Annotated in this window: 18 protein-coding genes and 1 pseudogene; 6 read left to right on the forward strand and 13 right to left on the reverse strand. The window is 58.7% G+C overall.

The features are described 5' to 3' along the window. A partial coding sequence (locus Z052_RS14515; protein WP_099289190.1) for an SDR family oxidoreductase occupies positions 1 to 483 on the forward strand: 483 nt, incomplete at its 5' end. Positions 484 to 715: 232 nt separating this feature from the next. On the opposite strand, the gene Z052_RS14520 is transcribed toward Z052_RS14515, so the two are convergent. After that, a complete protein-coding gene (locus tag Z052_RS14520) occupies positions 716 to 970 on the reverse strand; it encodes a type II toxin-antitoxin system HicA family toxin (protein WP_007344157.1) in 255 nt (84 codons plus the stop codon). Between the two features lie 4 nt (positions 971 to 974). Next, entirely contained in the window at positions 975 to 1259 is a 285-nt protein-coding gene (locus tag Z052_RS14525) for a type II toxin-antitoxin system HicB family antitoxin (RefSeq protein ID WP_049933568.1), read from the reverse strand. A 328-nt stretch (positions 1260 to 1587) separates the two neighbouring features. Between Z052_RS14525 and tsaA the strand changes: the two genes are divergently transcribed. Further along, positions 1588 to 2079 carry a tRNA (N6-threonylcarbamoyladenosine(37)-N6)-methyltransferase TrmO gene (gene tsaA / locus Z052_RS14530; protein WP_094521187.1) on the forward strand — a complete coding sequence of 164 codons (492 nt, stop codon included), beginning with the start codon at positions 1588 to 1590 and terminating at the stop codon, positions 2077 to 2079. A 448-nt stretch (positions 2080 to 2527) separates the two neighbouring features. After that, a pseudogene (locus tag Z052_RS21040) lies at positions 2528 to 2871 on the forward strand (hypothetical protein); the annotation flags it as partial. 76 nt (positions 2872 to 2947) lie between these two features. Here the strand turns inward: Z052_RS21040 and Z052_RS14535 are convergent. The 8 genes from Z052_RS14535 to Z052_RS14570 all read right to left on the reverse strand — a co-directional run bounded on the left by Z052_RS14535 (position 2948) and on the right by Z052_RS14570 (position 7325). Next, the gene (locus Z052_RS14535; RefSeq protein WP_094521188.1) at positions 2948 to 3232 is read right to left on the reverse strand and encodes a FeoC-like transcriptional regulator; all 285 of its coding nucleotides are present in this window, start codon (positions 3230 to 3232) and stop codon (positions 2948 to 2950) included. Further along, entirely contained in the window at positions 3229 to 3687 is a 459-nt protein-coding gene (locus tag Z052_RS14540) for a hypothetical protein (RefSeq protein ID WP_094521189.1), read from the reverse strand. The genes Z052_RS14535 and Z052_RS14540 overlap by 4 nt, the downstream gene beginning before the upstream one ends. After that, on the reverse strand, positions 3688 to 4923 hold the full coding sequence (locus Z052_RS14545; protein WP_158228704.1) for a nucleoside recognition domain-containing protein: 1236 nt from the start codon (positions 4921 to 4923) through the stop codon (positions 3688 to 3690). Position 4924: 1 nt separating this feature from the next. Further along, positions 4925 to 5464 carry a FeoB small GTPase domain-containing protein gene (locus Z052_RS14550; RefSeq protein WP_094521191.1) on the reverse strand — a complete coding sequence of 180 codons (540 nt, stop codon included), beginning with the start codon at positions 5462 to 5464 and terminating at the stop codon, positions 4925 to 4927. Next, positions 5464 to 5748, reverse strand: coding sequence for a FeoA family protein (locus Z052_RS14555; protein ID WP_158228705.1), 285 nt, complete (start codon positions 5746 to 5748; stop codon positions 5464 to 5466). Before Z052_RS14555 ends, Z052_RS14550 begins: the two co-directional genes overlap by 1 nt. Positions 5749 to 5917: 169 nt before the next feature. Further along, on the reverse strand, positions 5918 to 6571 hold the full coding sequence (locus Z052_RS14560; RefSeq protein WP_094521193.1) for a bacteriorhodopsin: 654 nt from the start codon (positions 6569 to 6571) through the stop codon (positions 5918 to 5920). 6 nt (positions 6572 to 6577) lie between these two features. Next, positions 6578 to 7021, reverse strand: a complete 444-nt coding sequence (locus Z052_RS14565; RefSeq protein ID WP_094521202.1) for a metal-dependent transcriptional regulator — start codon at positions 7019 to 7021, stop codon at positions 6578 to 6580. Then, complete coding sequence (locus Z052_RS14570) at positions 7014 to 7325, reverse strand: FaeA/PapI family transcriptional regulator (RefSeq protein ID WP_094521194.1); 312 nt, start codon at positions 7323 to 7325, stop codon at positions 7014 to 7016. Before Z052_RS14570 ends, Z052_RS14565 begins: the two co-directional genes overlap by 8 nt. 232 nt (positions 7326 to 7557) lie before the next feature. On the opposite strand from Z052_RS14570, the gene Z052_RS14575 reads away from it, so the two are divergent. Together Z052_RS14575 and Z052_RS14580 are read left to right on the forward strand one after the other, a co-directional pair. Beyond that, the gene (locus Z052_RS14575) at positions 7558 to 9237 is read left to right on the forward strand and encodes an FAD-dependent oxidoreductase (protein ID WP_099289191.1); all 1680 of its coding nucleotides are present in this window, start codon (positions 7558 to 7560) and stop codon (positions 9235 to 9237) included. A gap of 198 nt (positions 9238 to 9435) precedes the next feature. Next, positions 9436 to 9666: a hypothetical protein gene (locus Z052_RS14580; RefSeq protein ID WP_049933177.1), complete on the forward strand. Its 231-nt coding sequence runs from the start codon at positions 9436 to 9438 to the stop codon at positions 9664 to 9666. 199 nt (positions 9667 to 9865) lie between these two features. On the opposite strand, the gene Z052_RS14585 is transcribed toward Z052_RS14580, so the two are convergent. Beyond that, on the reverse strand, positions 9866 to 10870 hold the full coding sequence (locus tag Z052_RS14585; RefSeq protein WP_094521196.1) for an arsenic resistance protein: 1005 nt from the start codon (positions 10868 to 10870) through the stop codon (positions 9866 to 9868). 31 nt (positions 10871 to 10901) lie between these two features. Then, positions 10902 to 11405: a DUF302 domain-containing protein gene (locus tag Z052_RS14590; RefSeq protein WP_094521197.1), complete on the reverse strand. Its 504-nt coding sequence runs from the start codon at positions 11403 to 11405 to the stop codon at positions 10902 to 10904. Between the two features lie 170 nt (positions 11406 to 11575). On the opposite strand from Z052_RS14590, the gene Z052_RS14595 reads away from it, so the two are divergent. Beyond that, positions 11576 to 11995 (forward strand): universal stress protein, encoded by a 420-nt coding sequence (locus Z052_RS14595; RefSeq protein WP_094521198.1) that lies wholly within the window; start codon positions 11576 to 11578, stop codon positions 11993 to 11995. Between the two features lie 302 nt (positions 11996 to 12297). On the opposite strand, the gene Z052_RS14600 is transcribed toward Z052_RS14595, so the two are convergent. Next, complete coding sequence (locus tag Z052_RS14600) at positions 12298 to 12783, reverse strand: DoxX family membrane protein (RefSeq protein WP_094519924.1); 486 nt, start codon at positions 12781 to 12783, stop codon at positions 12298 to 12300. Between the last annotated feature and the right edge of the window lie 715 nt (positions 12784 to 13498).

Here is a 13498-nt window from a genome sequence, read left to right on the forward strand (position 1 = left end):
GGCATCGCAGATGAGGGTACCCGCCTTGCTGAATACGACGAAACACAGTGGGATCGGATGATCGACGTGAATCTGAAAGGCGTTTGGCGATGTCTGAAAGCCGAGATCACAGAGATGGTTGAACGAGGTGGTGGCGCCATCGTCAACACTTCCTCGGTCGCTGGTGTGAGTGCGAACGGAAGCGCACACTACGCGGCCAGCAAACACGGTGTTATTGGACTGACTCGGCGGGCAACAGTTGATTACGCTAAAGATGGAATCCGGTTCAACGCTGTCTGTCCGGGTGTTATCGACACACCAATGGTCAAACAGGCGGGAGAGGACAACAGCGAAGAGATGGACCGCATTACTGCGGGTATCCCAGCAGGACGCCTCGGTGAGCCAGAAGAGATAGCCGATACAGTCGTTTGGCTCTGTTCTGAGGATTCCTCCTACGTGATGGGACAGCCAATTATTGTCGACGGAGGGTTGCTTGCTCAGTAGCTGAACAAATATCGCAGCGGTGGCTTTCGTTACGGCGGCACCGTGGGGTGTGTTTTTTCATACTATACACCAGTTCCCGGGAGTTTCACACAATAGAAATAGCGATTTAATTCGACTTTGAAGCCCGTATACGGCTATTTACGGCGGCACTACGGTGTCTTCCCACCCCGCATTGCCGCCACAATTACAATTCAGCAGTCGGTCATCACTGGACCGAAGAGGTCGGTATGAGCTACCTGTTACGCTTGATCCACGCACAGAATTCGTCGAAATCCTTTGCGCCGGCCTGCTCGGCGATGCTCCGCAACGTTCCCATATTGACCTCGTCGTGTAGAGGGACCGGAACAGTACGCGCGTCCGAATCGTGGTCTGCGGGCGGTTCCCAGCGGAGTATCGCATGGTCACCGTTCGTTCGGTCCCACTCGTAGATACCGCTGTTCACCATCACCTTCACGATCTCTTTGCCCGAAAACGTTCCTTGTGCCATACAGTCACTGGAACACGTCAGACTCGTCCAGTGACCCAGAGTTGTTCTGTTCCGGGTTAATCCCCATCGTACGGAGTTCCTCGTCGCTCGGCGACTCTCCAGCACCGTGATAGCCGGCGACGGCCTCGTCGAGGTTTTCGAGCGCAGCCTCCCGGGTCTTTCCTTGCGACGTGACACCGGTGTCTTCGTCACGAGCAATCCACATGTCTCCGCTCTCGCCAACAGACAGTGAAATGTTGACCGGCAGTATGGGCTCCTCATCGCCGGGGTCGTCGATGTCTGTACTCATGATTCTAGAGAGGCTTGGGAGTCGAATAAATCTGGTGTGTGTAGTGGATCGTGTTGTATTCGCTCTCTGTATTCGGCATGAGCTTGACGAACTACTAGCGGCCGAGGATTTCAACAGATCCGCCCCTAGATGTGCTAGAATCCTACTACTATGGATCTCAAATCCTGTTTGAAACGTTCAAGAATCCCCCGTTTCCTGTACGCCTGCCCACTCAGATGTGATAAAATACCCTGCTACAATCCTTTACAATTGACACGAAGTCCGTGCTGTATAGAGCGCGCGTATCGGTCACGACACTGATTTCTCATTCGAAGACTGACGGAATATTATGCCAAATGACCAGTACCAGTACGAGTCAATTGGGGTAATTCGGACACCTTTTGAATCGCCGGAAGGGATGCCGATCCAACCAACTGGAGCGGATACCGTAGAGGGAACTGTTGAGCTAAAGGAGTCATACGTTAATGGGTTGAAAGACCTGGATGGGTTCTCTCACTGTATTTTGCTTTATCACTTTCACGCAGTTGCTGATACCGGTTCGTTACAGGTTGAACCATTTCTTGATGAAGAACAAAGAGGCGTCTTTGCCACCCGAGCACCACAGCGCCCGAATCAAATCGGCCTCTCTGTTGTTGAAGTTGATTCAATCACAGGACCCGAAGTGACCGTCCGAGGAATCGATGTCGTTGATGGGACACCGTTGCTGGATATCAAACCGTTCGTCCCTGACTTCGATGTTCCAGATGATGTAGACACAGGCTGGCTCAACGCATCGCGGTCAACAATCAAATCTAAACAGGCTGATAAGCGATTCCTCTGATGAACTCACCCTCTGTATCTCGCACGCCTACCGGAACACTCCTCTGAGTTAGTAGAATCCTCGGCGGTCAATACGCAGAATCTTTCCAACTACTAATTCAGACATGTTTTAACTGTAAACAACAGCTTGTGAATCGTTCTATGACACCCTTGACTATGGTAAAATTCATCTTGGTTATGGGTTGAGGCGGATTTCGAAGACAAACGAATGGGTGGACGGATATGGACCCCTTCTTTGGCTCCGTGAGCACCGACCGGTAACTGGTCGGTACATCTCCGGTTCCACACGTTCGGGTAACACATATAAAATATGTTTGTAGAAAGCTTTCTAGCGTTTATAATGCCGTCTGAAGCATAAGATATTCGCATCCCTTAGTCCATAGATAAATCCGAGACAGAGCGGACACTGGTCATGCCGTTGAAATACGAATCCGGGACAACCACACTGATTGCCGCGTGATCGCTATCGAAATTTCACCGAACTGAAGCCGACCGGCGAGGCGTCCTCCATTCCGGATATGATGCTAGACGATAGGGGTGAAGGTGCCCTCTGACGCCAACGCGTCACGACAAGCGCTGGTGGTGGCTCTGTTGCGCCGGCCGTGAGTGCCAGTCCTGTGGGGCGTCAGTCCTAGGCGGCCAGCTGAAATGCCGGTTCTCTCTCACCAACTATCTCGGAAGTAGCGCCACCAGCACGAACGAGATAGCGTCGACGACGATCCTCGGTATCGTCCACCTGGTTGTCGAGTCGGCCACGTTCTACGGTGCCGTCGCGAAGGGCGTCGGCGCAGCGTTCGTTACCACCCTTGATCTGTGCGTTACCCGCTTTTGCGGTGGCGTACACTCGTATGGCGCGGCAAGTCGACCAGTTAGGACTTGACAGCGATGCAGTCGTGCTCCGCAAGCAGTTCCCGACCACGCTGTGTCAGCAGATAGCTCATTGGATTCCCGTCGGCACCCATTCCACAGGCATCGGACATCGGACAGCCGCTACAGGCCGCCGACTCACAGTCGATCGTGCGGAGGTACCCCTCACGGACCATCGAGTCAAGCATCCCACGGATGGCATCTTCCCGCGTGTCCAACCGGGTGGCGATCGTCGAGACGGGTACGTTTCGCGCGACCATCGCGAGGACACGACGGTAGGTACTCACGACGCAACCACCTCACGAAGTCGGTCGATAACAGCGATTCCGTCAACGTGACGGACGGCGGGGAGCGTGAGCAGAACGGCGATGAGTGCTGGCACGTACGGTGGCGCTAATGCGCCGAAAATTGCCCCTGGTGGAGCAATCCACGTCTCAGCGCCGCCCGGGATCGCTTCCAAGACCGCAGTCAAAAGCTGAGTGCCGGCCGTGATCCAGAGCATACCACTGGCGAGAACAACGGTCGCCCGCTCGCGTACACTGGGGACGTCGGCGAGGACAGCATGGGTGTACAGTCCGCCGGCGGTGGCGAGGATGATGCCACGCCAGAGGACGTAGGTGCCACCGATCGAGACTGGTCCGACTGCCCGACTGACGCCAAGGATCCCGGCGGCGAGTTCGATTCCGCCAACGACGAGCAGGCCGGCTCCGAAAAACGCCCAGTAGAGACGCGTAATCCGCATTTATGCCACCCCCATAACGATCCCAAGTAGATGGAACAGGCCGCCCCAGATGAACAGCGCTGCGATCAGCGTGGCGAGACTCCCAAGGAGGACGCGCGTAAGTCCGCCGCTGTTGCGGCCCTCCTTAATCAGCATAACGAAAGTGGCTACACAGGGAAAGTAGATACTGATCATGATTACGGACATTACTGTCTCGTAGGGAGTGAGTGCGATGGCGCTCAGCTGGGCGACGGCAAGGTCCTTCCGCATGAAGCCGGCGACAAGGGCGGGGACCGTGTCTGCCGGTACGCCGAACCAGCCGGTTAGCACGGGCTGGACTGCCATCCCAATTACACTCATGAGGTCAGTCACATAGAGTACGTTCATCACTCCGACACCCACGAGGACGAACGGCAAACCGGTCGTGAGAAAGCCGCGGGTGCGCATCGCGAGTTTCTGGCCGAGTGGTCGCGGCCGCGGCCAGCGAAGCGGTGGGATGTCGACAATAAACTCCGGTGTCGAGCCACTGACAACCCGGTTGAGGACGGCACCGAACACAAAGAAGCCAGCAATCAGATACAGGAGGATGAAGCCCGTATACTGGGGGATCAACGAGAGCATCACCCCCAGCTGGGCGCCACAGGGAATAAACACCGACAGCAAGGTCATCATTATAAACCGCTGTTTTTCCCCCTCTAGTGACCGGGTCGCCTCGACGCCCGGCACGTTACACCCAAAGGAGAGAACCATCGGCACGACCGCGAAGCCGTGTAGGCCGATCCGGTGGAAGAACGTATCGAGCAACACGGCCAGCCGTGGGATATACCCTGAATCCTCAAGGACGGATAGGATGAAATATAACGCAAGCAGCGCCGGAACAACAACGCCCACGGCGACGAAGAGACCACTCGTGAGCATCCCGAACGCCTCGAAGCTATTGGTTGCCGCCGGGTCGCCGACTAAGACGAAGTACACCCAAGTGCCCTCAAACGGGAACGTTTCCTGAAGCCAGGGTAGCCAGTACCGATCGAACAGGGGCACGAAGTACCCATCGGTGAAGAAGCCGGCGACGGCGCCGAAGAATCCCCACATCCCGTAGAGCACGGCGATTGCGAAGGGAAAGCCGGTCCACGGCGAAACCATCAACTGACCGATTTCGTCGGCAACCGAGGCCTCAGCGGTTTCGTACTCAACAGTTTGATCTGCGATTTCGTCAACGAGATCCCACCGCGCCGCAGGATCAAGCTGTGAGTCCATATCAGGAGCCGTTTCGAACGCGTGTCTGTACCTGTTCAATTGACGGGGCGTGTGCCTCATCTATCCGACGCTGGAGGGTTTTAATCCCCCGTCCCTCCGTAGCAACGGCCGGAACAACCGGTACGCCAAGCAACCATTCAACCCGGTCGACATCGATGTCGATCCCCTTGCGACGGGCCTGGTCCCACATATTGAGCGCCACGACGAGCTCGTATCCGCGTTCGATTAGCTCAAGCATGAGGTTGAGCCCCCGCTCAAAACGTGTGGCATCAATCACGCCGATAACGAGCACATCGGCAGCTTCTTCGAGGAGTTCGACCGTTACCTCTTCTGCGCGGTCTCGCGGATCAAGCGAGAAGGTGCCTGGCGTGTCGATGATGGGAATCGGATCACCGTCGATGACGAGCTCACCCTCGGCGTAGTCGACGGTTGTCCCGGGATAGTTCGACTCGGTCGCACTCGCGCCGGCGAGCCGGTTGAACAGTACGCTTTTGCCGACGTTTGGATGTCCGACGAGGAGTATCTGCGAGGGATCGGACATCACTCAACGGAGAGTTCGATCCCTTGAGCGCACTGTCGACTGATCGACGTCACCGACTGATCAACCGCAACAACCAGTGGACCATGGAACGGCTGTTTGGACCGCACCTCAAGCTCGCGTCCGGGTCGAATGCCCATCGCAAGGGCGCGATCAGATACGTCTTCGTCGACCCGCTCAATCGTTCCGGTCTGTCCGCTTTCGAGGGCCGCCACGTGGGTGCTACCGACGGACAACCCGTTATTCGTCTGTTCAGGTATGACCGAGGCGATGAGTCCAGAGAGCATTATTATACTCACTCGCTCTGATTCAGTATTTTTTGGCCCGCCTAAAAAGTACTGCGGTCGTGACGCCGCCACTGCGACGAACCCATTCGCGGGTACCATTACGACACTACGGTGATTCTACAATACTGCGATACCGGGTGTCCAAGCAATACCGTTGTCTGCCGGGCGGTCAGCCATCCCAGACGGGGAGGATAATGTCGACGGGCTGAGCCCGGCAGAGCAACACCAAGAACCCAGCTTTCACCACTGCGTCGAGTAACAGGAACCCAAGGTTCGTTACGCCGAACCCAAATAAGCCAAGCCCCTCGCTGCCGAGCAGCCACACAACTGGATAGCCCGGGCCGACAGCTAAAAATAACCGCCGTAGGTCTGTGTACAGCGCCGAGCGCCAGCCGCCGGCGCCTTGGCGACCGACGAGCAGGGCAAACAGTCCGACCAACGACAGCGTCGCGAGTGCGAACAGTGCGTAGCGCGCCGGCTCCGATGTCAGCGCGGCGCCGATGCCGGCGCCGACCATCAGCAGATCCAGGCCGACTGCGAGACGGACCGTGTTGGGCTCCTCGGTAAGCAAGAACAACCCGGCGACGTACGCCGGCGTCCCGACGAGCCACTCCGCGTAGTGGAGCCATGCGACCGAGCCTGTGGCGAGGTCAACCCGTCCGTAGCCGAGGCCGATACCGGCGTAGCTGACCGCCGACGCTCCGAAGATGACGGCGACGATCCACCGGTAGCGCCGGAGCTCGTTGCTAGTGGGCCGTACGGCCACGGCGCCAGCGGTAACAAGCGCGAACCCAGCGGCCGCGAGGAGACTGACGGACCGCACCGTCGGTCACCGGCTGACCAGCCGCTCGCAGTCGAGCGCGTCGGTCGCCTCGCAGGGGCGGTCACAGGGCCGGGAGAGCTGGTCGTCTAGCCGGGAGAGCTCTCCGGAGGGAACGGTCCGGCCGATCCGGTAGGCCTGTTCGGTGTCCAAGGAGATATCCACCGTCTCGAAAAACTGCTGGACGAGACACCGCCGCCACAACAGGTCCCGTGCGATGCGCTCGCCGCGGGGGGCCAACTCCACCCCGACGTAGGGCTCGTAGGTCACCAGCCCCGCTTCGTCGAGTGTTTTAATCGTCTCGGTGACCGTCGGCCCGCTCACGCCGAGGGAGTCGGCCAAAACACCGGTGCCGACCGGGGAGTCGTCGGCGAGCGTCAATACCAGCAGCCCGCAGAGATGACGCCCCTCCGCCGGGCTCACGGGGAGGCTCGCAGAGGACGCGTCACTCATCGTGTCCACCCCCGTGCCGCTCCTTTGCCGGTCGGCCACCGGTGTCGTCGGCTACCCAGTACACGACTGTCCGGCCGGTCTCACGCCGGCGGAGCTCTCCCCGCTCGACCAGCCCGTTGAGCTTCGTCCGCGCTGCCTCGGTCGATACCCCGAGCACGTCTGCGACGTCTGTGGTCGTCACGACCGGGCCGTCAACGGCGCTAAACACGTCTTGGACCGCCTCGGGCGGGACTGTCTCCGCGAACCGGCCGTTGTCGCGACGACGCCGGCGCCGCCGGCGGCGGTGTGGCGTCTCGTCGCTCATCTCGTTGATATTACCCGCTCGTGTAATATAAACGGTTTGCTAGTAGCAAACCCGCAGGTCGGGTGCGCGCGTCTCAGACCGTCAGCGTGATCTGACCGGTGAAATACAGCGAGCCGACGGTGCGAACGAGATCCCGAGACAACCCGTTAGCGCACTTGGTCATAACTCACAATAATTCCCACTATTAGGAATACGGCTCAATATATATTTGCTACGAACGCAACGTCCACGCGTGTCACAGCAGTACGTCGTTATCGGGGGAAACGCTGCCGGGATGAGCACCGCGACGCGACTCCGACGACTCGACGAGACCGCCGAGATCGTCGTCCTCGAGCGGGGGGAGAACATCTCGTACGCGAGTTGCGGACTGCCGTATCACCTCAGCGGCACTGTCGCTGAAGACGATCTCACAGTGATGGGGAGCGAGCAGCTCGCAGCCGCCTTCGACCTCGATATCCGAACGGGCGTCGCTGCGACAAATGTCGATCCGGATACGCAGACGGTCTCGGTCACTGCGGCCGACGGCGAGCCAGCGGCGATTGCCTACGACGACCTCGTTATCGCGACGGGAGCGAAGCCGCTCGTCCCGCCCATGTTCGACCTGTCCGAACTGGAACACTGTCACACTCTCCGGACCGTCCCAGACGCGACGGCTGTCCGCGAGGGGATGGCCGGTGACGAGCGAGCGCTCGTTATCGGCGGCGGCTACATCGGCCTCGAAGTCGCCGAAAACCTCTCTGAAGCCGGGAACGACGTCGCCGTCGCCGAGTTACTTGAACAGGTAATGCCAAACACACTCGGTCCGGAAATGGCAGCGAGAGTCGAGTCACGGCTCCGCGACCGGGGCGTCGATCTCCGGCTGGGAACCGGCGTCGACTCGCTGACGGAACCCGGTGACGGGACAGTTGTCGCCACGACGGACGGCTCGAAAGAGACGTTCGATCTCGTCGTCGTCGCAACCGGCGTCACGCCGCGAACGGAGTTGGCGGAGTCGGCAGGCGTTGAGCTACACGACAGCGGTGCGGTCGCGGTCGATGATAGAATGCGAACGTCGACGCCGTCGATCCACGCCGTCGGCGACGTCGCCGCTCCGCCGGCCGCTCGGACCGACGGGAACGCGTGGGTACCGCTCGGTGGGCCGGCCAACCGGATGGGCCGGGTCGCCGCGAACGACATCGCTGGACGTGACGACCGCCTCGATCCGGTCTTGGACACCTCGATCGCGAAGGTGTTCGATCTCGACGTCGGTACCGTCGGTGACACGGCAGCGGCGCTCGACGAGGCGGGACAGGCCTACGAAGCGGTCTACACAAGTCAGCCGAACCACGCGGAGTACTACCCCGGGGCGTCAGAGATCGACTTCAAACTCCTGTTCGATCCCGACGACGGAACGCTCTTCGGTGCCCAAGCTATCGGCGAGAGCGGCGTCGACAAGCGAACCGACGTCCTCGCGACGGCCATCGCACACCGGGACACCGTGTTCGATATCCGCGATTACGATCTCGCATACGCGCCGCCATACTCGGCCGCGAAAGACCCGGTAAACATGTTAGGAATGATCGGTGCGAACGTCGTCGAAGGCATCGCCGACGTCGTCCATCTCGATGAGTTTCTCGAACGGAAAGACGAGGCAACGGTCATCGACACCCGCCCTCCGGAGATGCGGGAGGCCCAAGGACGGATCGACGGCGACGAGAACGTCCCGCTCGGCGAGCTCCGAGAGTGGGCCGCCGACGCCAACCCAGACGGAGAGGTGTTCACATACTGTAAGATCGGGAAGAGTTCCTACATGGCAACGCGGGTACTGGCAGAGTACGGGATAACCGCTCGCAGCCTGACCGGCGGCTACTACCGCTACGAGTACGCGGCGACGGACGACAACGAACGAATCGAATCCGTGCCAGCAGAGTGACATTCTCCTTGCGCTGAAGCCCGAGAATTTCTCCTCGATTCTCCGTAAGCGTAGATTGATGCTACCGACTCGTGACTGATACGGCAGATTCAGCTACAGCAGTATTGTGCTATTAAAACAACTAAACCCTTCGGCAAAAATAGATTTTTAGAAATGAAACTAATCTTTACATTTGTCAAACCCGTATCCGGTAGTACAATGGGAGTTGAAACAGCGGAACTCCAATCGGAACTGGAAGAGAAAGGCGAACTAATGCTCGCAGTTTCAGAGTTCGATGAGCCGCTGGAGATGCATCTCCACGATTCAGAAATCGAAGACGGAGTCATCAAGATTCAGTTGACAGACGGCGTCCTCACATTCGATGTTGACGAAGTAGTCGCCGTGTGGCATCATACGCACTCACTTGCTGACTTCGGACTCGAAGACTGATTTCAGCGAATTAATCTGGTCGCTGTAAAGCGACCGAATCGCGGTTTCAGATTTCCCTCCGGTATCGTAGCTGTAGGGAGGAGCCCTGCTTCGTATGGGAGATCTTCCACTGCGTTCCGCGTACCCGGTCACACAAGCCCGGGTATCTTAATTACCCCTGCGTGGACATTATGATTACACAAAAAACCGACCAGCGACGTCAGACCAGGTCGGCGACGGCCTCGCGGAGGGTCAGCCCCTCGCCGACGACGTCGCGACGGTAGTGCATGTACGCCGCGCCGAGCGGCGGCTGGAGGATATACGCCAGCGCGATGGGGAGGATCGCCTCGGCAGGCACCGACCCGGCCGCGACGACGATGGCCAGCGCAATGGAAAGGTTGCGCATGCTCGTCGCGTACACTAAGCTGACACCGCGTTCAGTGTCAAGCAGTGTCTGGCCGAGCCCCGCGCCCACCACGAGGATGACGGCGTAGAAGACGACCAGCGGGACGATGGTACTAGCGGAGGCGACCGGGTCAGCGAGGATACTCTGTGAGCGCATCGTCATCGCGATGAAGACGATGAGCATCACGCCAACAGAGCTCAGGCCACCGAACATCGGCTTGAGCCGAGTAAAACCGTCAGAGCCGTACTGGCGGAGCAGCACGCGTCGCGTGAGGTTCCCAGCCACCATCGGTAGCACGACAACCTGTGCCAGCTGGCGGTACAGTGCCGTCGGGTCGAACGCGACCGAGGCAGGTACGAGCACCGAGAGGTACGCCGGCAGGATGGCGACGGCCGCGAGCAGGTTCACGGCCATCGCTACCAGCGCGGCCTCAAGATCGCCGTCGGCCAACCCGGTCCACGCAGCGGTCATCCCAGACGTGGGGATGAGCGCGATGAAGTACAGTCCGACCGCGTAGGCGGGGTTCCCAGCGAAGAAGGTGCGGGCGAGCCCCACTGCGACCAGCGGCGCGACGGCAAAGTTGACAATCAAGCTCAGCCCGACCGGCTTCGCGTGCCTGCGGAGGTTGATGACCTCCTTGAGGTCGATGTTGATCATCATCGGGTAGATCATCAGGAACAGCACCGGGAGGACAGCAGCCTTCAGCAGGCTCCTCGTCCCGGTGCCGGCGACCTGCCCGAACGCGAGACCGGCGACAAGCGACGCGACCACAACGTAGATTAGATTCTCCTTGACAGCGGTGAGAAAATTCCGGAGCATGAGTGTGAGTGTGGAAGTAAGGTGTGATGTCTCAGTCGTCTGCTGGCGCAGGGCCGTTGGGCGCAGCGACGTCGCTCGCGTTCAGCCGCTCGAAGGCGTCTTCAACACCACCGCCGGCGATGTCGAGGGCCTCCTGCCAGGTGTCGGACGACGCAGGGTCGTCGGGTGCGAGACCGACCTGTTCGAGCACCTTCGGCAGGCTGACGTGGTAGACACGCTGGGTCTCCTCGCCGACCTGCTGGACGACGACGTTACAAGGGAACAGCGTCGCCGCGTCGCCACGCGTCTCCTCGGCAACGATTTTCCCCGCGTGGGGGTTGCCGATGCCGATGATCCGGGTCGCCGGGAGCTCCTCGCCGGTGTGTTCGCGGATGTTCTCCGAGGGGGAGAACTCGGTCGGGGTGCCGAACCCGGCGTCGGTAAACGCCTCCCTGACCCGCTCAACCGCGTCCTCGTGAGTCGTCCCGAGGTAGGTCTCGCGAGCACCGATGTCTGCGAACGATTCCTCAAAGCCTTGGTTTTCGTCTGCGGGCATTCATGTGCTTTATTGTGTGTTATACACAAAAGCGCTATGGCATACACAGCGATATCCGACTTTGAGCAACTGGAGACCGAGAATAAAAAGAGCTTAATCAAAATTTTGAGAGTGGCCTTTTGCTATTACCACAAGACTATTTTGTGTTCTTGTGTGAGTTATATTGTGTTATGACGAACATACTACTCGCCTACGACGGATCGGAGCCCGCCGAACACGCCCGGAAGGTCGTCTTCGACAGGTTCGACCCCAGCATGGTGACGGTTCTATTCGTCTTCGATCCGGGAGAAGCGGGCTATGAGACACCTGACCCCTTCGGTACGGACGCAGAACTCACAGAACTAGCCACCGAGCGGGCGGAGGAGGTATTCACGAAGTTCGAGACGCCCGCTGAGTCGAACGCAACGGTTCGAACGGTCCACGACGTCGGTGACCCCGCCCGGACCGTCGTCGACTACGCAGAACGCGACGACATCAACCACGTCGTCGTCGGGAGCCACGGCCGTGAAGGCGTCTCACGCCTCCTGCTTGGGAGCGTCGCGGAGAAGGTAGTTCGTCGGTCGCCCGTCCCTGTAACCGTCGTCCGGTGACAGAGTCGTCGGCTTCTCGACGGACGAGCCCCTGTCACGTGTCTCGGCGACCCTGCGATTGCGGGTATGGCCGAGGTTCTGTCTGCTGTCGTCTCCGACATCTCCAGACCGAAGACGAACCGCTTCCTGCTCTCGATACGGGAGCCACCGGGGACGCCGGCGACGCGGTGGGACTTAGTAGAATCCTCGGCGGTCAATACGCAGGATCTTTCCAACTATAATTCAGACATATTTTAACTGTAAACAATAGCTTGTGAATCGTTCTATGTTCATCGTTCAGCACGAGCAGCCAACTGTCTAATTCACACTGACGCAGATTCGTCTCTCACAGTACTTCCCAGAACGAGTGCGCCGGCAATTATTACGAGGTTCTTTACGATATACTGACCCTCGACCGTTAACCCGTACGGGAACGTGGTATAGACAACTTCAGGCAGCAGTATCATCGGGAGGAACGTCCCCGGAAGTTGGAGTGCTAACAGCAGCAATCCAACACGCGTAAGCGGTGGATAGAGCAGACAGATCCCGATGATCACCTCCCATACGCCAAGTACCGGGACAAAAAACTCAGGCGGAAGAATGTACACCGTTGAGGCGACGAGGTCACCGGCCGGCGAGACGCCGAGTACTTTGAGTGCGCCGAACCAGATGAACACCGCTCCGACAGCGGCTCGCAACGCTGGAACACTCCAACGGTCCATTTTCGATGCCAGTGTCGCGTCGAGTGCGTCCAACCGCTCTTGATACACGGTTAGCGTGTCTTTCGATTCGTTTTCTGAGGTTGCCATTACGTGCGTGATAGCTACGATTTTGCCGGCTAAAAGGCTTCTAGCTCCTGATCGACCGTGTCAGATTCTTTGACTTGCTCTGTTGACCTGATGGAAACGCTGCTACTCCATATGAGCGTAACACAAGACATGGGGCACAAGAGACCGACCTGTATTCCGTGCCACAGAGTACGTCTTTTGACTAGTCCGTGTGCGAAAGAAGCCGATCTATGGGCGCTACAGCCCGGATACCGTGGATGAGTGTCCCTCGAACTTCACACTTCTACGCAGTTAGTCACCCCCTCTCCCCATGCCGCTGGAGATCGAACGAGAACAGAGCCTCACCGGGGAAGTACCTAGTAGAGAGTTAGTACAGGAGTACGAAGCGGGGAGGTTGAGGCAGCTATGAGAGTCCTGGTGGGGTGTCATTCGTTGTAGTTTAGCGGCGCGTCGAGGCGGTGTTTATGCGGATAGTTGAACAAGACGGTGTTGAGTCGAATCGCTAATGAAGCGTGATCGGAGAACTGAACGGATGTTCTTCTGTCTCGGATGCTGAGATCTGTGTCACTCTCTGAAGGCGGCGCACTCACTCCGGTGAGTGCGTCGCCGATCCAGAGCTGTCGCTACTACCTACCTCTGAGCTAACCGGCTTGTCAGGCGAGTTTCTACCAGAACTCGCCTGACTCAACCTGCTCACGTAATCTTGGTCGATGTGGATTTGGATCTCGTGACGACC

The sequence above is a fragment of the Halorubrum sp. C191 genome (genome assembly GCF_002727095.1).
GTDB lineage: Archaea > Halobacteriota > Halobacteria > Halobacteriales > Haloferacaceae > Halorubrum > Halorubrum ezzemoulense.